This is a genomic window from Herbaspirillum sp. AP02, assembly GCF_015767275.1.
Taxonomy (GTDB): Bacteria; Pseudomonadota; Gammaproteobacteria; order Burkholderiales; family Burkholderiaceae_D; genus Herbaspirillum.
Genome location: NZ_JADWMY010000001.1, coordinates 723,941 through 744,029 on the forward strand (window position 1 = coordinate 723,941; position 20,089 = coordinate 744,029).

The 20,089-nt window shown below is 58.2% G+C and carries 15 protein-coding genes; 2 read left to right on the plus strand and 13 right to left on the minus strand.

Going from position 1 to position 20,089, the window contains the following annotated elements; all coding sequences use genetic code 11:
• Positions 1–63 precede the first annotated feature (63 nt).
• Together I5R65_RS03205 and I5R65_RS03210 are read right to left on the minus strand one after the other, a co-directional pair.
• Entirely contained in the window at positions 64–1,182 is a 1,119-nt protein-coding gene (locus I5R65_RS03205) for a WecB/TagA/CpsF family glycosyltransferase (RefSeq protein ID WP_180668877.1), read from the minus strand.
• Positions 1,183–1,225: 43 nt separating this feature from the next.
• Positions 1,226–2,416 carry a glycosyltransferase family 2 protein gene (locus tag I5R65_RS03210; protein ID WP_180668876.1) on the minus strand — a complete coding sequence of 397 codons (1,191 nt, stop codon included), beginning with the start codon at positions 2,414–2,416 and terminating at the stop codon, positions 1,226–1,228.
• Between the two features lie 403 nt (positions 2,417–2,819).
• On the opposite strand from I5R65_RS03210, the gene I5R65_RS03215 reads away from it, so the two are divergent.
• A complete protein-coding gene (locus I5R65_RS03215; protein ID WP_231395042.1) occupies positions 2,820–4,265 on the plus strand; it encodes an Atrophin-1 multi-domain protein in 1,446 nt (481 codons plus the stop codon).
• 48 nt (positions 4,266–4,313) lie between these two features.
• On the opposite strand, the gene I5R65_RS03220 is transcribed toward I5R65_RS03215, so the two are convergent.
• The 11 genes from I5R65_RS03220 to epsL all read right to left on the minus strand — a co-directional run bounded on the left by I5R65_RS03220 (position 4,314) and on the right by epsL (position 19,016).
• On the minus strand, positions 4,314–6,353 hold the full coding sequence (locus tag I5R65_RS03220; RefSeq protein ID WP_180668777.1) for an acyltransferase family protein: 2,040 nt from the start codon (positions 6,351–6,353) through the stop codon (positions 4,314–4,316).
• Positions 6,354–6,381: 28 nt separating this feature from the next.
• Entirely contained in the window at positions 6,382–7,440 is a 1,059-nt protein-coding gene (locus I5R65_RS03225) for an acyltransferase (RefSeq protein WP_180668778.1), read from the minus strand.
• Complete coding sequence (locus I5R65_RS03230; protein WP_180668779.1) at positions 7,437–8,678, minus strand: glycosyltransferase family 4 protein; 1,242 nt, start codon at positions 8,676–8,678, stop codon at positions 7,437–7,439. The genes I5R65_RS03225 and I5R65_RS03230 overlap by 4 nt, the downstream gene beginning before the upstream one ends.
• A 107-nt stretch (positions 8,679–8,785) precedes the next feature.
• Positions 8,786–10,213, minus strand: coding sequence for an O-antigen ligase (locus I5R65_RS03235; RefSeq protein WP_180668780.1), 1,428 nt, complete (start codon positions 10,211–10,213; stop codon positions 8,786–8,788).
• A gap of 159 nt (positions 10,214–10,372) precedes the next feature.
• Entirely contained in the window at positions 10,373–12,016 is a 1,644-nt protein-coding gene (gene xrtB, locus I5R65_RS03240) for an exosortase B (protein WP_180668781.1), read from the minus strand.
• Positions 12,017–12,045: 29 nt separating this feature from the next.
• A complete protein-coding gene (epsG, locus tag I5R65_RS03245) occupies positions 12,046–12,924 on the minus strand; it encodes a chain length determinant protein tyrosine kinase EpsG (RefSeq protein ID WP_180668782.1) in 879 nt (292 codons plus the stop codon).
• 51 nt (positions 12,925–12,975) lie between these two features.
• Positions 12,976–14,373, minus strand: coding sequence for a chain length determinant protein EpsF (gene epsF, locus I5R65_RS03250; RefSeq protein WP_180668783.1), 1,398 nt, complete (start codon positions 14,371–14,373; stop codon positions 12,976–12,978).
• A gap of 76 nt (positions 14,374–14,449) precedes the next feature.
• Positions 14,450–15,244, minus strand: a complete 795-nt coding sequence (gene epsE / locus I5R65_RS03255; RefSeq protein WP_370460950.1) for a polysaccharide export protein EpsE — start codon at positions 15,242–15,244, stop codon at positions 14,450–14,452.
• A 70-nt stretch (positions 15,245–15,314) separates the two neighbouring features.
• Positions 15,315–16,361: an EpsD family peptidyl-prolyl cis-trans isomerase gene (locus I5R65_RS03260; RefSeq protein ID WP_231395043.1), complete on the minus strand. Its 1,047-nt coding sequence runs from the start codon at positions 16,359–16,361 to the stop codon at positions 15,315–15,317.
• Complete coding sequence (locus I5R65_RS03265) at positions 16,361–17,770, minus strand: undecaprenyl-phosphate glucose phosphotransferase (RefSeq protein ID WP_231395044.1); 1,410 nt, start codon at positions 17,768–17,770, stop codon at positions 16,361–16,363. The genes I5R65_RS03260 and I5R65_RS03265 overlap by 1 nt, the downstream gene beginning before the upstream one ends.
• Positions 17,771–17,780: 10 nt before the next feature.
• Positions 17,781–19,016, minus strand: coding sequence for an XrtB/PEP-CTERM-associated polysaccharide biosynthesis outer membrane protein EpsL (epsL, locus tag I5R65_RS03270; RefSeq protein ID WP_180668882.1), 1,236 nt, complete (start codon positions 19,014–19,016; stop codon positions 17,781–17,783).
• Positions 19,017–19,414: 398 nt separating this feature from the next.
• Between epsL and I5R65_RS03275 the strand changes: the two genes are divergently transcribed.
• Positions 19,415–20,023, plus strand: a complete 609-nt coding sequence (locus tag I5R65_RS03275) for a phosphatase PAP2 family protein (protein ID WP_180668784.1) — start codon at positions 19,415–19,417, stop codon at positions 20,021–20,023.
• Positions 20,024–20,089: the final 66 nt, after the last annotated feature.

Consider the following 20,089-nt stretch of genomic DNA (forward strand, 5'->3'; position numbering starts at 1 on the left):
ACAGGTGCCGACCAAGTCCCGGCTACCCTGCTGCGCTAGCGGTCTATGCGAAACGGCGTCCGCTCATGCCGACGGCTGTAACAGATATTCGGCGCAGTGCAGCCCAAACTGCTTGCGCAGTTCCGGCGACACACCCAGTACGGCCCACGGTCGTTTGGCGGCACGACATGCGCCATACAACAGCATCAGCGACGCCAGGGCTGCGCTGTCGAGATGAACCAGAGCGGTGCAATCCACCACCAGCGGGCTTGATGAGCGGGCCGCCTCCGGCAACAGCGCACGCAAGCGTCCGATGTTGGCTTGCCCCACGGCGCCGGACAGGCGCAGGATGCAATCGCCCTCCTGCTCTTCCACCGCCATGTGTGCCGCTTCGAATTGGGTGACCACCGGCGCCTGCCGCCGAGCTGCCAGTGCCAGAGGGAAGACGCGATCGACCAGCAGCGTGAGCAGGCCGACGCCATCATCCCAATAACGACGCCATAACTTGGGTTCTTCCTTGATGCGCCAGAGCCACTCCAGGCCGGTCTTCTGAGCCCAGACCGGCGCACGCGAGACGGTACCGGCGACGAAGTTGACGACCGCACCAAGGTGACTGACCAAGGGCACGCGTAACCGGGGCAGATTGTATTGGATCCATGCCTGGCCTTTCTTGGCACCGAGGGCCACCACCAGGAAGTCGGCGCCACTGGCGTTGATACGTTCGATACTGGCGGTGTCACTCATCTCTTCGATGGTACCGAAGCCGGGGCTATCAAATCCCACCGCAGTCATCGCCGATGCACTGGCATTGAGCTTTTCGCTGGCGGCTTTGGCCACACCCGGCGGACCGCCAAAGAAATACACGCGCATCGGCTCACTACCGGCTGATAAAGTTGCCTGGCGCAGGCTCTGAAACAGCGAGGAACCGGCCACCCGTTCGTTGAGCGGCAAGCCGGTGGCACGTGCGATCCAGATCAGCGGCATGCCGTCGGCAATGGAAAGATCGCTCTGGATGACCGATAAGCGGAATTGCGGATCTTCCAGGCAGGCAATCGCAAAGTTCAGGTTGGGCGTGGACAGAAAGCAGCGCTGTCGCCGTTCCACTGCAGCGCGCGTAATGCGTTCGGCATCGGCAAGGCTGACTCGATCAAATGGCAGGCCCAGGATACAGAAGACATCGCGGTTAAAATCGGGCAGATGCACGACTGGCGCATGTGACACCGCTTCCGGCGCGATTTGATAGACGTTATTCTGAGTCACGTTTTGACCTTACCCATGCCACCTGGCGATTGAAAAGAAACTTGACATACAAGGGCAGTTTGCGCGCTACATAGCCGAACGCGCCAAGCAATTCGCCCAGGCCGATGACCTTGCGACCGTAGCCCGACCACGCCAGCAAGACCGACACACCAATCGACACCACCAGCAAGCTGGACAGAAGCAAGGGCCACACCAGGCCCGATACCAGCCAAACAACGGCATTCACGCCCCAGGCCAGTACCACCAGCATTACCAGCAATGCCAGCGGCGGTACGCTCAGATCCAGCGCCAATGCCGCCAGGGCAGCATTGCGCCGCTTGACAGCGCCAGCCAGCAAGCGCGGTACGTAAGACTGAATCACGCTCAGGTGACCATGTTCCCAGCGCGTACGCTGGGTGCTGACCCCGCTATCGCTGGAGGGGAAGAAACTGTAGACCATGGCCTCGGGGCAGAATAGCGGTGGCTGGCCTGCCTCAGCCAGATCCACTCCCAGCTTCATGTCTTCCACGATATGGCCGGTGGCCAGGTTGGCCTGGCTGATCTGCTGCCAGGTGAAGGCCATACCGGTGCCCATCAGCTGGCAAGGCTGGCCCAGCTTCTGGAAGCCGAGTGGGCGCACCAGGTTCTTGACCAGCCAGGCGAACTCGGCAATTTTGCGCATCGGGCTGCCACCTTCCGGTGCATGCATCAGGTAGAGCGCCTGAACAGGGCGATTCGATTGCACGCAGGTGCGCGCGATCGTTTCCAGTGCCTGGGCGCCCAGATAGCAATCGGCGTCAACGATGATGACCACGTCCGGCGCATCTGCTGCCAATTGACGAATACCGTGGTCGAGTGCATAGCCTTTGCCGCGCAATTCCTCGTGAAAGCGTTCAGTGACTTCTGCACTGGCTTCGCGGGCGATGTGCGCGGTCTGGTCAGAACAGTTGTCCGCCACCACCAGCAAGCGGTCGGCAGCGACCAACTGGCTGCGGATACCCGCCACCACTTCGCCAATACCGCCAGCTTCATTGTGAGCCGGCACCAGCACAGCAATGCGCGGGCGCATTGCGCTCAACGCCGCCGGACGGGTGGCAGTCCAGTGCGCGGAGAAGACTTGTACCAGCAACACCAGGACAGGTATTGCCAGCAGCACCAGCCCCGCCAACAACAACATTTGCAGCATCACGATGATCATCAATATTCCATTTCCATGTGAAACCGAGAGCGCGGCCGCAAGCACAAGCTCGCATTTTTGATTACCCAAAGGCAATTTTTTGCTCGACTGCATGAGCAGCTCTGCTCCTTGCCATAAACAGCCGCGCCTGCGGGATCATTTTTGCCACAGGAACTGACTGAGCGCCGCGCTCCGACAGTAAAACAACTCCATTATGCGATAGTCAATCACAAAATTGCTGCATCGCGACAATAATTATCCCGTCCAGTAGCCCAAAATTTTCTTTCACTTAATTCGAAAGAATTTTGCAATAAAAAGCACGCCCAATTTGAACCTTCCGACAATACTCGAGTGCAATGCTCGCTATACTTTTCACCTGTCCCGCTAAATTGCTTACATTTCCGGATATGTCGAACTTAATCTGTTGACCCAGATCATCGCTATTCCATCTTCACAGGAGCTGCTCATGTTACGGCCACCAAAAACGCTACGGCGTCTTCAACTTACCCTGGCGGTGACCGCCCTGCTTTCCACTGCGCCCACCTGGGCGCAAGAATGGGGCAGCTATCTCAAGCCCTTCGCCGCCGATTCGCTGTGGAACAGCCGACCGGTCAATCCGGTGTTCGATAGCTTTGTCATCCCGACCGACACCTATTTCCCGGCTGTTACCAATAAAACCTATTCCACTGGCATCTTTCTAGCCTCGCCCGACGACCCGCCAGTCACCGTCAAGGGACTCACCGGCAGCAAGGGTCTGTTCAATACCGATGACGAGAACTACCACGACGTTACCATTCCGCACTGGCCTGCTTCGGCCCAGGCCGCTCCCGGCACCGACGGCCACGCCGACATCGTGGACCCGACCACGGGCATCGTCCATTCGCTGTTCAAGCTCAAGCAGGAAGGCACTCAGTGGACCGCTGCCATGTATGCCTGGACCAGAATTGACGGCCGCGGCTGGCCGGAACCCGGCCATTACTATCAAGGCGCACGCGCCACCGGAGTACCTGCTGCGGCGGGCATCATCCGTACCCACGAAGCAGCGCTAAAACCGGACTACTACCAACACGCTCTGGCCATGTCGCTGAGCTATTCAGGCCTGAGCCCCAATCCAGCCTACGTTTTCCCGGCCACCTCAGCCGACACCTATGCTGCGACCCGCAACAAGGGCAGCATTCCGGAGGGCAGCCTGGTCATGCTGCCCCCAGGCTTCGATACCAGCAGGATCACGAATCCCGAAGTGCGCCGTATCGCGGAGACCCTTAAGCGCTACGGCGCCTATATCGTCGACGCCAACATCGGTACACCCTTCGTCATCTATGCCGAGATCGGCTCCGACGCCAACCCGGCGCCCAATGGCTGGAACAACACCGTCGCCAACGAGCTGCAATCGGTGCGGGCAGCCCTGCGCCGTGTGGTCAGCGCGGAAGGCTGGATCGATGGCAACGGTAACCGCTTCACGCCCAGCCAGAACCTCAACCTGCTGTCCATGCGCGGTAATTGGACTCAACAATCCGGCGGCGTCCCGGGCAGTTTCAGCTCATGGGACCAGGCAGTCGTGTTTCCGGCAACCAGTTCCGTATCGGAAGTGGTCAACTACAGCAATCGCGGCATGAATGCCGTGACCTGGGCCAAACCGGTCATGGGGGCAAGCTACACATTGACCGCCCGGGCTACCAACGGCGGCAAGCTGCGCATGAGTGTCTATGACCAACTGGCAGGTAAAGTGGTTTTCGACAGCGGCTATCTGGCCAACGGTGAAAGCAAAACCTTTACCTGGAATGCCAACTCACCTCGCATCGTGCTGTATGCCCAGAGCGGCGTGGGCAACAGTACTGCAGTAGGCGGTCAATTGCTCAAGGCCAACTGACGTACACTGCATTTCATTCGAGCCGCCGTCGAACTGACGGCGGCTTTTTCATTTGGCCTGCGTGGGAGGCAACAAGCCATCCCGTTGCATCGACTGCAGCAAGTACGTCGAAGCGGCCAAACTGATGTGCTGATCGTCGTTGTAGAGGTAGGCGCCATCGACCTTGGACTGGCACTTTCCCTGCTTGCAAAACAGTGACACGGGATCGAATACCGTGGCCTTCGGATGCAGTTGACGTAATTCAGCAACTGCCGCGTCATAGGATTTGCGTATCTGATCGTGCTCTGCTTGGGTGAAGGCACATTCGCGCGTTGGTTCTGCGCCGAAGCGATTGACACAGGAGTGTGGATCGAGCTTCAGGTAAGGCACATCGGCCACGAAGACGACCCGCTTGCCCTGCGCGATGAAACTCTCGATCAACGCACCGTAGCCCGCCATGAAGGCTTCCCGCTGCGAGATTGGATGTCCGCTCACCTTGTACTGCGAGGGCAAATCCAGGTTGCCGCGTGGGTAGGCACCACTGATGACGACCGTCTGGATCGACGGCAGTTTGGCCCCGACATCGATGGCCTGCCTGGCAATCTCCGTGCAGTTGTTGGACCAACGTCGCACGTTGGCAGCTTCATAAGGCAGGTTGGGGTAGATGCGGCAAGCATGGCCGGCCACCATGATGGACGGCAGAGCCACCTGACGGCTGAAGACGGCTGAGTGCAATGCCATCACATGGCTGTCGCCCACGAACAACACCTGTGGTTGCGCCGAGTTGGACAGGCACACTTCCTCGCTGACTTCGCTGAGTTGATTCAGACGTGCGCAACTACCATCGGAGTTGCGCGAGCCTTCGAACACATCGGTACGTGCCAGATAGTCGAGCTTGTCGTTGATGGCCCGCTGCGGAAAACCGCCGTTGACATAGATCATGGCGCCGGCAGCACCAACAACGATGTTGATACCCAACAAGACCAGTACCACTTTGATCCCGCTGGCATGGCGCAACGGCCGCTCGATGAACAGGAAGGTCCCCCATGCCAGCAACACTGCGACGATCATGGCGATCAGCCGCCACTGCTGGGGTGCGGTTTCCCCTGCAATGATGGCGGTAAAGGCCAGCAACGGCCAATGCCAGAGATAAAGCGGATAGCTGACCAGACCGATCCAGACCATGGGCTTGCTGGCCAGTACCTTGCGGTTGAACCAGGCTCCCGGTCCGGCGGAGAGTAGCAGGAAAGCCCCGATGCATGGCAGCAAAGCCCACCATCCTGGAAAGCTGCGTGATCCGTTGAGCAGAACGAATCCGATTGCCAGGAACATCACGCCCAGCCAGGACTGCACGTCCTTGTAACGCGCATTCAAGTCAGCTCTGTGCAGGTTGATATAGCCCAGTGCGCCGCCCACCATCAACTCCCAGAAGCGGGCGAAAGGCGAATAGAAAGCGGCAGTCTGGTCATGCCGGATCAGATACAGATTGATGATGAAGGACGCCAACGCAATCACAGCAATGATGCGCAGGAAGCCCCATTTACGCTTCCAGACAAAGGCCAGCAGCAGAGGCCAGAAAAGATAGAACTGCTCCTCGATGGCCAGGCTCCACAGATGCAACAGCGGTTTGGTTTCGGCGGAGTTGTCGAAGTAACCGCTCTCGCGCCAGAACAGGATATTGGAAATGAAGGTGGAGCCGCCCAGCAGGTGCTTACCCAACTGCCGGTATTCATCGGCAAAGAGGATGGCTCCTCCAGCCGCCGCGCACAGGACCATCACCGTCATCAATGCCGGGAAAATGCGTTTGACTCGACGGATGTAGAAATCGACGATACTGAAGCGGCCATGCTCCAGGTTATTGAAGATGATCAGCGAAATCAGGAAACCGGAGATGACAAAAAAGATGTCCACCCCAATGAAGCCGCCTTTAAACCATTCCGGGAAGGCATGGAAGATCACCACGGAACCGACGGCGATGGCGCGCAAGCCGTCGATATCTGGGCGGTACTTCGGATGCAACTGAGGCTGGGTCTGACTGGCGGCAAGCGAAGGTACAGATGAATCGCGAGCAACTTTATCGAGAGCAGGGTTTTTGTGGTGTGTGACCATGTAATGGGCTTTCTCAGGCAGCGTCGGACTAACGAAGCCGAGCTCGGATCACGCGCAATGGGACATCGACGAAGCGATCTACCGCTACTGCAAACAGACAGGAAATGAACAGCGCGACCAATACGTTCACGGCCGCATGGCGCGAGACCCAGTCAACGTTATTGAGCATGACGTAATGGGCCAGATAGATCGAATAGGAATAGATGCCGACGCGTCGCACCCAATAGGCATTGAGCCAGCGGAACGGCCAGAGGCCAGGGTTGTTGACCGAATAATAGAAAAGGGGAATCAGTGCGATGCCTTGAAGCGAATAACGAATGGTCTCGCGGAATGCGTCGTTACGCACCAGCAGGGTAGCAAGCAGCAAGACCGCCCCGAGCACCATGGCAGAGGTTCGCACGCCAGGCTTCTGCAAGGCTTGCTGCCAGCGCTCGGATATTTGCAGAGTGGCCAGGATGCAACCATACAGCATGGAATCGATGCGGGTGTCGGTCGCATAATAGGTCCGCTCGACCGCAACCCCCGCTCCGAGAACCAGATAACAGCGCCATGCCAGGAACAATATGCAGGCCAGCCCCAGGTAAAGTGGAATATGTTTGCGCTGCGCCCGGTGCAACATCAACAGCAACAAGGCCGGGAAGAAGAAATAGAAATGCTCCTCCACCGCGAGCGACCAGAATACTCCTGTCCCCAATGGCACTGTATGCGCCGCGTCGAAGAACAGCCCGTAGTAGTTGGCGAAATAAAACAGCTGGGCAAAAAAACCTTGCCAGGTCGCATAACCCTTGAACCACCCAAGGTAAGTCAGCAAGTATGTCAGGATTAGCACCAGCAGCAAGGGAGGCGTCAGCCGCAGTAAACGACGCAGATAGAAATGCTTGATGTTGATCGAACTGCTGACGGCGAATTCGCGCAGCAGCAAGGTCGTGATCAGGTAGCCGCTGAGGAAGAAGAAAATGGTCACGCCGAGGCCACCGGGTACGATCTTGCCCAGACCGGCGTGACTGGTCGCAACGATGACAATGGCAACGGCACGCCACCCGTCCAGCGAGGCGATGTCCTGATGCTTGGTGTGCACCATGCTCATGCCGCCGCTCCCTGCGGATTTGCCGTTTTCCCGGCGTGGCTGTCAAACAAGGCAGCCAGCTTGGCAGCCTCGGTATCAATGGAGTGGCGAGCTACTGCACGGATGTGCGCGGCATCCCCCATGCGCTGCAATTGCTCAGGTGAGGCCTGCAGGCAGGACTGCATGGAGTCCACCAGACGCTCCACGTCACCCGCCGGGAACAGCCAGCCGTTTTCGCCATCCAGCACCAGCTCCGGAATCCCGGCGATGAAGGTGGTCAACACCGGCCGGCGCAAGGCCATGGCCTCCATCACCACCACCGGTAGGCCCTCGGCAAAGCTGGGCAGCACCATGGCGCGGGCGGCAAGCAGTTCGTCACGCACTTGACGGCTGCTGATCCATCCCGTGATACGGATCTTGTCCTGCAATGCGTGATGGCGGATACGCTCCTCGATCTGCGCACGCATCTCACCGTCGCCGGCCAGCACCAACTCAAAGGACATACCCTTGCGGTGAAGCATAGCCGCCGCCTCGACCAGCAACAACTGTCCCTTCTGTTCGCACAAGCGTCCCACGCACACCAGGCGTGCGGCGGCCTGGGCCTGCACCGGCGCATCCGAGTAGAAACCACGATCCAGTCCGCAGTGGACGATCGCCACCTTGGACCATACGCTTTGCTCTACCCAGCGATACAACTGGCTCTGGCAGAACGAGGTGATTGCTACCGTAAAGGCGGAACGTCGGATCTTTTCGTCCAGCCCCAATGCCAGCGGCTTGTCGAATTCCTCCGGGCCATGCACGGTGAAGCTGTAGGAAGGTCCGCCCATGCAATGGGCCAGCATGACGATCTCGGTGGAGTTGGTACCGAAATGGGCATGGATGTGGGTTGCACCGAAGTCGCTCGTCCACTCCACAACCTGCGCGGCTTCCAGCAAGTAAACCAGATGATAGATCAGCCCGCGCTCGCCTCGGCGCGACATCTTGAAGGCCAGCCCCAGCGCCGCCACGAAGCCCTTGGGATTGGCCAGCGCCTGGCGCAGCATCGGCGCCAGCAATCCGACCACGCCACGCTTGAGGATATAGCGCGTGCGGTCGCGCTCAGCCCGGTCGTCCTCATCCACCACTTCGGCGTCCCAACCACGCAGGGCAATGCGGTCAATGGCGAAGCCCTGCAGCTCCACCGCAGCGATCTCGCGACGGATGAAGCTATGGCTGACCTTGGGATACTGGTTGATGAAGTAAGCGATTTTCTTTGTCATGACAGGGTCGATGGCGAATGCATGCCCCGGCGGGAATGACCGGAGTACGGATATCGATGGTTCTCGGTGGTTCTAGTTGGTTCGGCATGAAGCGACCGAACCTGGTTTCAAGAAGATGCAGCAGGAACCGGTGGCAGCAATGTGCGTTTCTTCTTCGTGGCTTCCAGCTTGCCGGCCTCGCTGTTGGCATAGACCGACCAGCCCATCCCCATCACCAGCCAGAAATACCAGTTGAAGGCGAGGTAGGCAAGCATGTTGTCCGAAGCCGAAACCACCAAGTACTCAATCAATGTACAGATCAGGATCACTGCACCCAACTGGTCCACGGCGTAGTAGCGCAGCAGCACCCGCATGACCTGATAGAAGATGGCAAGGTAAGCCACCATGCCTATCACTCCGGTATCGAAGAACCACTGGACGAAGACGCTGTGTGCCCCCCACTTCACGCCGCCGGCCAGCGGGAAGAACATGCCCGAATAGAACGGGAAGGACTCCACTCCATAGCCGAAGAGATAGTGCGAGGGCGTCATCCAGTTCAATCCGGACTGCCACAGGTAGGTCCGCCAGGCGAATGAATTGAGCTTGGCATAAGTGGTGACGGTGTTGCCCGAATCCAGCTGCAGGATACGTTCCTGCACGCTGGGTATCATCAGCGCCAATGTGCCTAGCACCAGCATGTAGACCAGGTAACGCCGCTCGAACTTCAAGCCATACAGGAAGAAGATCAGGAAACACGCGACCCATGCGCTTCGGGTCTGGGTCAGCAGCAGCAACAGGAAGAGCACCCCAAGGTATCCGGCCAGCATGAACCGCTTGAACTGGTCCAGTTTGAATTCGGCGCTCTTGATCACGTATAGACCCAGCGCGATCACCAGGGTCAGATAGAAGGCAAAGATATTCGGGTGGCCGAAGGTGCCTTGCAAACGGAACCCGCTCAGGCCGCCGCGTGCATTGAGCGCGGTGCTGACCAGCCCATAGAGTGCCGGAATCAGCGACGAGGCGAGGATCAGCAGGATCATTGACCTGAATTCCTCGGGGGTACGCACCAGGTAGAACGCGCAGACAAACACTGCGAAATAGGAGCAGAGGCCCAGCACGATCTTGAGCGCCGCGCCCTTGTCGGGCGACACGGCCATGCCGACAACCGCCACTGCCATCAGAATCATCCAGTACAGCCAGGCCTTGCGCGGCAGCAGCTTGGGCTTTTCGATGAAGAAGAGGAAAGCGATCAAGATGATCAGCGCATTGATGGCCCCACCCAGACCGAGCGACAGACTGCCACCGGACCCGACTCGTGTCGACTCGAGCACGATGTCCCCGGATGCCCGCAGCAGCAGGACGATCAGCAACAACAGGCGCTTGTTGAAGAGGAACAGCCCGCCGAAGATCAGCAGTGCCGGCAAGGCGGCGAGGCGCGCATAGCTCCCCTCCAGAAGGCCGGCCACCACGGGCAGCACCAAGCCCGCCATGGCTGCGATGACGCAGGCGGCAAGCAGGAACTTCAGCTCTGAGGGTGGGAGGTTAAGTCTTCTCATCATTTCTTCCTTGACGAACGGCTAGCTTGTCGGCCACTCGCACAATCATCGTGTCAGCTCCGGGGGCAAGCACTTGCACAGACATTGCCTGTGTTCAGCCAACGACGTCCGCCCCTGGAGCGAAGCCAGCCTGAACCCGCCATTGCCATCAAACCTTACTCAGGCTGGCACCAGCAGGCCTGGATGGCCGTTACGCATGGCAGCATCGAGGTCCTGCAGGAACTTTTGTTGCAAGGCAAAGGCTTCGGCCTCGCCCCCCATTTCCGGCATCAGGCTGGAGGCGCGAACCAAAATTCCGTCCGAAACCCGGCCTGCCATGCCATCCTTGAAAATTTTCCAGCGCGCCGCCAGGCCCCCATTGGGAAAGCCATCGCCGATGCGCACCCAATAACTGACGGCCTCGATCCGATTCTTCTGAGTGGCGACGAAGCGCGAGCCGGTGATCGGAGAAGCCTCGCCACGCAAGGGCATCTGCATCCTCTGCTCGTCCTTGAGCTTGAAACCCTGGGCAACGTAGCAGACCTCCGGCAGGTGGATCTTGACGTCCTGGGTCTGCTCGTTGGCATAGGCCAGGGCCAGCATCACCATCTGGCCATGGCTGTTGACATAGGTCCGACCGAGTACATCGTCATAAGGTTGATCAGGATTGCGACCAGTACCGTCATCCAGCCCCACATCGACCTGCAGGAAAGGCGATGGCATTTCGCGCCAGTCACCGAACCGCATCGGCACGATGGTCGAAAGCTTGGCGTTCTTCACTATCTGGACATCATGCGGCACTAGAAGTCCCGCCGCCGCCACCGACAGCGCCATGATGATCGCCATCGGCACGGCCAGCCGAATGTTCATGACAAACTTGTCGCTTGCACGATCCGCCGTAACCACCCGCTGTCGCTGCACGGCCACGGGCGCGATGCGCCCCCTCCAGCTCGCGTGGCGCACGGCGATCCAGCGCAGCAAGCCGTCAAGGGCAATGATGAGCCCTAGTGCGACCATGAACAGCAGCATGCCGGCAAAGCCATGCAGGAAGCCCTGCCCGGCGGCATCACCCAGGTAGAAAGTAATCAGCGCCAGCACCATCACACGCACGGTATTGGCGGTAAACGAAATCGGCACGATCAGGATTGCCAGCAGCACGTTGCGCAACAGTGACTGGTGGCGTACCAGATTCATATACAGCAGACCCAGCGCTTCCAGGGTGAACAAGGAATTGAGGCCCGCGCAGGCATCGGCCACCAGCAACTGGTATGGGCCGATGTAGAGAATCACACCGCTACGCGCGATGGGATAGCCCAACAGGCGCAATACCTGCTCCGAGACATAGGACACGCCGATCTTCAACGGCTGCGTCAGAAGGTCTACCACGGAGGCCGGCAGGGGAACCATGAAGAGCATGAAAAAGAACGCAAACCACAGGCGCCGGCAGGTACGCACACCGAATTGCAACAGCACGATCCCCATCAGGATGGGAATCAGGGAACCGGCTTCCAGAAACAGTACGGTCTGGGACCGACCCAGCACGAAACTGAGTAGACCCAGCAGCAGGAACAGTACGCCCGGAACTGGCGCGGGGCGACGTTCGATCAATCCTTCTTGCAACAGCTGCCTTACCCGTACGAACAGGTAGCAGCATGCTACCGCCAGTACGATCGGACCATGCGCATTGCGCTCGGTCCCCCACACTCCATGAAACAGATCGATGAAGCTTGGAATGTACATCGCCGCCAGGCCTGCCGCGATCACCAACCAGGGCAAGCCGGAAAACCTCGGTTCGGACATCGGGCGGACGGTGTCTGCAGTCATCTTGACTTTCTCGCGTGGACAGGCAGCCGTCAGAACTCGTTGACGACGCTACCGACCACGGCCACATGTGCACTGGTCAGGTTGTCGGTCAAGGTACGTACTGCAGAGATATGTGTGACGTTGGTGCGCACCACCACCAGGCTCGCACCGGTACGGGCCGAGATCATGTTGCCGTCGGCGTATTGCGTGCCGGATGGCGTGTCCACCAGAATGACATCGAACTCCTGTGCAAAATCGGTAAGCATCTGCGTGAAATTGGGACGACCGAGCAGCTCTTGCGGATTGGGTGGGATCGGACCAGCCGGTAACACCGACAGGTCCAGCAGATCCGGAACGCGTTGGAGCGCATCGGCTGCAGTGCAACGCCCGGCGATCACGCCGGACAGGCCGTTGCGATTGTCCAGGCCGAACAGCTCATGTTGGCACGGGTGACGCATATCGGCATCGATCAGCAAGGTACGTTCGCCCAACTGCGAGAAAACGACCGCCAGGTTGGAGGCGATGAAGCTGCGCCCTTCCCCGCTTTCGGGGCTCACGATCGACAGCGACTTGTGCTTGCCGTCGACGTCGAACCATCGCACCATCAACTGGCTGCGCAGGGCACGCAGCGCCTCGACCTGCTTGCTGAAGGGATTGAAGGCCGCAACGACTTTCTCGCTGACCTTGCTTTCGCCCTTGAGCAGATAAGGGTAGTCGAACTGGCGCGACAGCGCCTGATCGATATCGGACTGGGTCAACAGCCCCAATTGGATCGCCGCATCACCGAAGCGCAGACCACGCTCGCGCTGCAGGCGCAGGATACGTTCCGCGTTTTCGGGGGAGAGCTTGCCGCTATCGACCAGGATCGCACCAATGGAGCGGTTCGGCAGGGATGCGCCTTCATTGAAGGTCAACGTTGCAGTAGTCATGTTATTCCCGGGGATTCATATTTTTTATCGATGAACGAAAGCCGTCCGCACTCACACTGGCTTTGAGCGACCAAAGCCGAATCGACCGCGGCGTGCCGCAGCGGCGGGACGAGTGATAGCACCCAGCACCGGCAGGCCCAGCTCTTCAACCAGATCATGTTCTGAACGCACGCGACGGTTGGTCAGTTCTAGGCCCAGGGCGGCCATCACGCCCAGGATGAAGCCGACGAAAATCGACAACACCAGATTCACAAAAATACGTGGGCTGGAGGGATTGGCCGGGGGAACCGCCGCCGACAGCAGAGAGATATCCGACTGGTTGGACTGACCTTCCAGGTTGGTCTGTGCGAAGCGCTGCGTGGTCAACTCGTAGGCACGCTGCGCACTTTCCAGCTCGCGGGTCAGCACCGACAATTCATCACGGGTGCGATTCATCTCCAGCACCTTGCGCTTCTGGGCCTCGAACTCGGCGCGGACTTCAGATTCGCGCTTGGCCAGGATGGTGGCATTACTACCCACCGAGGCCGAAATCGCCGACGTGGCGGCCGCCAGTTGGGCACGCAGACCATCGCGCTCAGCCTTGGCCGACTGGTAGTCCGGATGATTGGCACCCAGTCGCTTGGCTGCCTGTTCGAAGCGAGCCTCCGAGCTGGCCAGGTTGGCCTTGAGATTCTGGATAAGCGCGTTGGAGTTGACGTCCGGCGACTCGCCTGCCCCACCACCGGCGGCTTGGCGACGACGGGACTGGGCTTCTGCCAGTGCGCCTTGCGCCATCACCAGTTGGGTCGACAAATCGTTGAGGCGATTGTTTTCGACGTCAGTACGGGTATCCAGGTTGGTGATGCCATGCTCTTCCTGATACTTCGACAGCTTGGTCTGCGCCTGCTCATAGGCATCGCGCAGGACTTTGACCTGGTCGTTGAAATACACTGAAGCCTTGCGGGTCGGATCCAGCTTCAGCTGCATGCTGACATTCTGGTAGGCAGCGGCGAAGGCATTGGAAATGAGCGCAGCAAACTGCGGATCTTCGGCCCGGTAGGTGATATCGATGACGCTGCTCTCCTTGGACGCGACGGCATCAAGCTTTTTCAGCAGCAGAGCGGCCAACCAGTTACGGATGTCCAACTCGCCGTGATCATCGGCATCGTAAGCATCCTTGACTGCCGGCTGTTGTGTCAGCTTGAGGCTATCGACCACCGCCAGCGCCACCGACGGGCTGTTGATGATTGCCACCTGCGTAGGCATGAAGCCCGGCAGGGCCTGGGGCGAAACCACCAGACCGGTCACGGGATCGGAAGCCTTGTAATTGAGCACCACGGACGAGGTCGCCTTGTATTGCTTGGGCAAGACCAAGCTGACCGCCAGCGTCACGACCACCGTGACTGCAAGAATGAGCAGGATCACTTTGCGACGGGCCTGAAGGATCAGAATAAATTGGGATAGGTTCATAGGATCACGCCTCCTGGTTGGCGTATTCAGTCACTAAAAGAAAAAACTCACTTCTATCGCTGCCGGGGACACTGATTTAGAACCAGCTTTCCTTCACATAGACGATGTCGTCGGCCTGCAGCAGGTCATCCTTCTTCACCGGGACTTCCTGCAAATTGCCCTCCGGATCACGACGCTTGACCATCAGACCACGCTCGGTACCGCGCTGGGTCAAGCCGCCACCCACCGACAAGGCCTGTAATACGGTGGTGTTGCGTTCCAGCTTGTACATGCCTGGACGTTGCACTTCGCCATAGATATAGAAACGCAAGGAGCGCTCGACATAGACCACATCATTGGCGCCCACTTCCGGCAGCGAGGTCGTATCGCCGCTATGGGTGATGGTGTAGATATCTACCAGCTGCTTGGTCACACCGCCCTTGCCGTCCGGACGCACGATGGTCACAGCGTCCCCGCCGTCAGGGGTGACGCCGCCAGCCAGGGCGATCACATCAGCCACGTTGCGCCTGCCATCCAGCGGATAGCGCCCCGGCTTGGTCACCTGACCCAGCACCGATACCATCTGGCTTTGCGGCACAGTCACCAGAATGTTGACCTGCGGATTGTTGAGGTAGCCGCCGTTCTTGAGCAGGCTCGCGATCTTGGTCTCGGCCTGTGCCGTGGACAGGCCACCGACCTTGACTTCGCCAACCAGGGGATAGCTGATCACGCCAGCTTCACTGATCCGGGTTTCCAGACTCAGATCGTCGCTGCCATACACCTTCACGCGAATCACATCACCCGCACCCAGCAGGATATCGTCGGCCTTGGCAAACAGACTCGAGCTGGCGAGCATCAGACCGACCAACAGGAACACCACTTTTCTCATCATTGTCATTACTCCGCAATACATCAGGTTCTTGATTCAGACGTCGCACGCCCGGATGTTGATCAATACTTCTTTACTTGAAACCGGCCACGCCGCGAGAAATCGCGTCATTCTTGATACTTTCGGCGCTCTTGCTGGTATCGCCCGCGGCACCAGGGATTGCGACGCTCAGGTCCTTGAACGTCTTGGCCTGCTCCGAATACTCGATCTTGGCCCCGCTCTTGAGACGATCCAGCAATTCTTCGGAGGCCTGATTCTGTTTCTGCCCCGCCAGGTATTGCACGATCTGCGGCGTTGCCACTGCCAGCGAGAGCGGTGCACTCTTGACGTCCTGCAGCGAGGTCAGGATCGCTGTCTGCCCTTCGATCACGATAAACAGCGCGCCACGCTCCATGGTCTTCAAGCTGGCATTCATCTGCGGCGGCAGGTCGGCCGATGTCTTGATGACCTGTTGGCGCGCGTACTGCACGCGATGCGCATCAAGCCACGCCACGACGTCCTCAAGACGTTTACCGCGCTGATCCATCAGTGCGTTGAGCTCGGGTGTCACGCTTGACGCCGCGACGATCAATTGCGCGAATTCATATTGCCGGCGCTGTGCAAACCAGTCCGGGTTCTTGCGATACAGGTCATCGATGTCCTGGTCCAGCGGGCGCGTGGGCGCCTTCACCTTGGTAGCCACATAGCTTTGCGCGAGCACCAGATTGCGCGCGCGCTCCATGTCGGCCAGCACCGCCGGATCGGTATCGAGCTTGTCCTTCTTGGCCGCATTGACCAACAACTGGCGTGCAACCAGACCATCGAGCAATTGCTTGGTGACTTGCTGCCCGCCGGTCTTGGCCAGTTCATTGTTGACCTGATGGATTGTGATTTCCTGACCATCTACGATGGCCACCACCTGGCTGGAGGAAGCCGACGCCGGCTTCTTTTCTCCGCACGCCGCCAGGGCGATCAAGAGCATGGCCGATACCAGCGCCTTGTTTGCAACATTGTGATGCTGCCGAATTGCTGCCTTCCCGATTTTCATTTCACCAAGCTCTCTGTTATTTTCACTATCACTTGTTGCCGACCAGTCACACCGGCTCATGTGCCCTCTCCCCTTGGAGGAGGCGTCGACCATCAGTAAGCGTTATCCCGCTTGACCACCATGCGCACGGTCTGGAAGATGATCCACAGATCGAAAAACAGCGACCAGCGACGCAGATATTCCAGATCGAATTCGATACGGGCCTTCATCTTGTCCAGCGTCTCGGTTTCACCCCGCAGGCCATTGACCTGCGCCCAGCCAGTGATGCCCGGCTTGACCTTGTGACGCAGCATGTAACCCTTGATCTGCTTGCGATACAACTCGTTGTGGGCTACTGCGTGAGGGCGCGGCCCGACGATGCTCATGCGACCTTGCAGGACATTGAAGAACTGCGGCAATTCGTCAAGCGAGCTGGAGCGCAGGAAGCCACCGATCTTGGTCAGACGCATGTCTCCTTTGGTGGCTTGCGTGACCTTGCCACCGTCTTCCATCACCGTCATGGAGCGGAATTTGTAGACCACGATCTCTTCGCCATCCAGGCCATAGCGACGCTGCTTGAAGATGACCGGCCCCGGCGAAGTAAGCTTGACGCAGATGGCAATGACCATCATCACCGGCAACAACATCAGCAGGATGAGGGAGGCCAGGATCAGATCGCTCACGCGCTTGACCAGATTGTTGGTCCCGGTAAAGGGCGTCTCGCAAATGGCCATCACTGCCATCCCGCCCACGTAATCGAAGCGGGCCTGGATCAGGTTGAAGATGTAGATGTCCGGAATGAAATAGATAGACGCCGTGGTGTCCTGCAGCTCGTCGATCATCTGCAGCACACGCGGCTGCGCCGAGATCGGCATGCTGATGTAGACCATATTGATGTTGTTCTGCCGGACGTAGGCCGCAACGTCGGACATCTTGCCATGCAAGGGCGTATAGGTACCGGCCGGCTGACGATTCAACTCGCGGTCATCGAAGAAGCCCATGAGCTTGATCATCAGCGACGGATACTTGTCCATGCGGTCTGCCAGCTTCAGCGCGGCAGGATTGACGCCGATGATGATGGCCTTGCGCACCTCTCCCTTGGTATGCAGATCGCGCATCACCCGCGATTGCACATGCTGGGAAATGATCAGTCCAATGGGCGTGCTGACGACCCAGAAGAAGATCGCGCGCATCGAAAAGCTCTGGTAGAACTCGCAGATGTAGGCCACCAGCACCAGCACCGCGGCCACTGCCATCCAATCCAGCACCGGCGCCAGGACAGAAGGTCCTTTCGGATTACGCCGCATGCGCCGCTGATGCAATTCGGTGAAGAAATACGAAGACAGGAAGAACGCCATGATGGCAAGCACCCAGTAGTCGCCATTGAACGTGTGCCCATGCAGGCGGACCAAGATCCACAGATAGGCCACGATCAGTGCCGGCTCGACAAAGCGCTTGAATACCATGGTGATGGTATTGGGCTTGACGTTGACCAACGGCAGGCCATCATGCAGGTCACTCATTTTGGGGGCCTCAGAATTCATAGCGCGAAGTCAGGGAAATGCCGTTGGAGAGATAGCTGAAGGTGTTGATGTTCGATTGCGAGTTTTCCCGGTAGATCGCCAACATCAGCGACAGGGACGTGGTTGGCGAATAGGTCAAACTGAGACTCGCCTTCTCGTAATTGTCACGACGGTTCGATGGCGTCACACCTGTCACGATCGAGGCACCGTTGTAATTCCGCTTTTCATAATCTATCAAGCCATCTACCCGCAATTTGGCAGTTGGCAAATAGGTTCCAGCGACGCTGACGCCATTGGTCAGGGCAAAGTTTGCATCGACATCATTCACGCCACCAATTTCACGCCAGAGATTGGCCTTGAAACTGGTCTTGTCCGTGGCTGCCCAATCTGCGATCAGGCGCGCATTGAAACCACGGTAACCCGCATCTGCCGCCGAGTTTCGTTCACGCTGCGTAATGCCGCCCAGAAACTGCAGCTTGGTCTTGCCGCTGTAAAGCCAGACAATCTTGGCCTTGTAGTCTTCCTGGCTGAACGAGTTGTTGATAGTTCCGGTACCCACCACCGAGTCATATGGATAATTGCCGGTGGTCTTGCGTACCTGCACCCCAGCGATACTGCCGCTGCTCGGGTTGTAATCAAGTCCGACTTCCGCCAGGTTCTGGGTAAAACTGTTTGCTTTCTGCGTGCTCAGGTCATACGCCAGCCCAAAACGGGAAGCCTGGACCCGCAATGTCCAATCGGAATGCAATTGCCATGCCAAGTTGGCATACTTCGTACTCATGGTGCGAATATTCAGATCCAGCACGCGGTAGTTCTGGAACGGCGTTAGGGAACGCGAATATACATAGCCAACGTTGCCCGAAAAACGTTCGCCCAGCGCCCAACCCCAGTCCGCCTTCAGATCACGAGCGTCGTTGTCGAACTGCCTGAAATAATCAAACGTGTTCTTGGTTGCACTCGCATCCAGATAGATATGCTGGCGGCTAAGATTCTTGTCGATACGAATCCCGCCCACCCTGCTCTGCACGTTATCGGACAACTTGGGAGATCCCAGTGCAGTCTGGGCAGCATCCGGCCCGCTCAGGCGCAACAGGTTATCGTCATGCAAATAGGTGTACTGCACATACGGAACAACCACCTGACCGGGGTCTGCCGCGTAGGCCAAAGGGCAGGTCACGGACACCAGCAGCGCACATACTTGCACCCGGGTCTTGCGCTTGCTGCTATTGCGAAACTGCCGTGGCATCACGAATCAGCGCCCTTTCTTTTTTAGTTTTACTTTTGAAACAATGGCAATAGTTGATACTTGAATTGCTGCATCGCAACACAAAAAAATTTAGAGTCAATCATGCATCATTTTTGATATTTAGGCAAAAATTTGTGCTGAAGATTGCCCTCTAGAAAACAATGCGGTAAGGATACGCAGCCCGGAAAATCCGACAATCAGACAATGACGGATGCCCTTGTAGGACAAACGGGATATTTCAATTAAGACAACAAGCTGCAAAAAAGCTACAAACTATTTATATCGCGACGCAACAAAAACTGAACGTTTATCTTCTGGCAAGCGTCCCAACGCTTTCACGACGCGCTGCAAGCGGATAAGATCCTCAGCGCCACCCCCTTGCACCCTCCTCGTCCCACATGAACCCGAACTGGCATACCATCACTTTCTTCGGCGACAGCGCCATCACCATTCCCGCCGCCTTCATCCTTGCGATCTGGCTGGGTCTGAACAGGATGTGGCGCCCGATGCTGGCCTGGCTAGTCTGTTTTGGCACGGCAATGTTCATCGTTGTCATCAGCAAGCTGTTGTTCATGGGCTGGGATATCGCCCCACCCCTGCTCAATTTCACCGGTTTCAGCGGCCACACCGCTTCTTCCAGTGCGCTTTATCTGTCCATTGCGCTGGTCTTCACGCAAGCTAGCAGCCGCCCTCGTCGTATGTTTGTGCTCGCGTTGGTGGCACTGGCTGTGACTGCCATTGGCGTGTCGCGTCTGGTAATCAAGGTTCACTCCGAATCCGAGGTGTTGTTGGGACTGCTTCTCGGTGCCATCGCGGCATGGGCATTCAGCCTTTCGCTACATAGGTCGCCACCTTCCTTGCGCCATCTATTCCTGCCACTCGGCCTGGCTGCAGCGCTGCTGATGACCGGCTTCGACAAACCGGCACCCACACAGAGCTTCCTGCAGGAGCTGGCCAAGAATCTGTCGGGGCGCCCGGAGGTCTATTTCCGTCATGAACCTTTGTAAGCCCGCACTGCCGGCACCTTGCCCTTCACCATGAAAAATGCCGTTCAGCACTCCGCTGAACGGCAT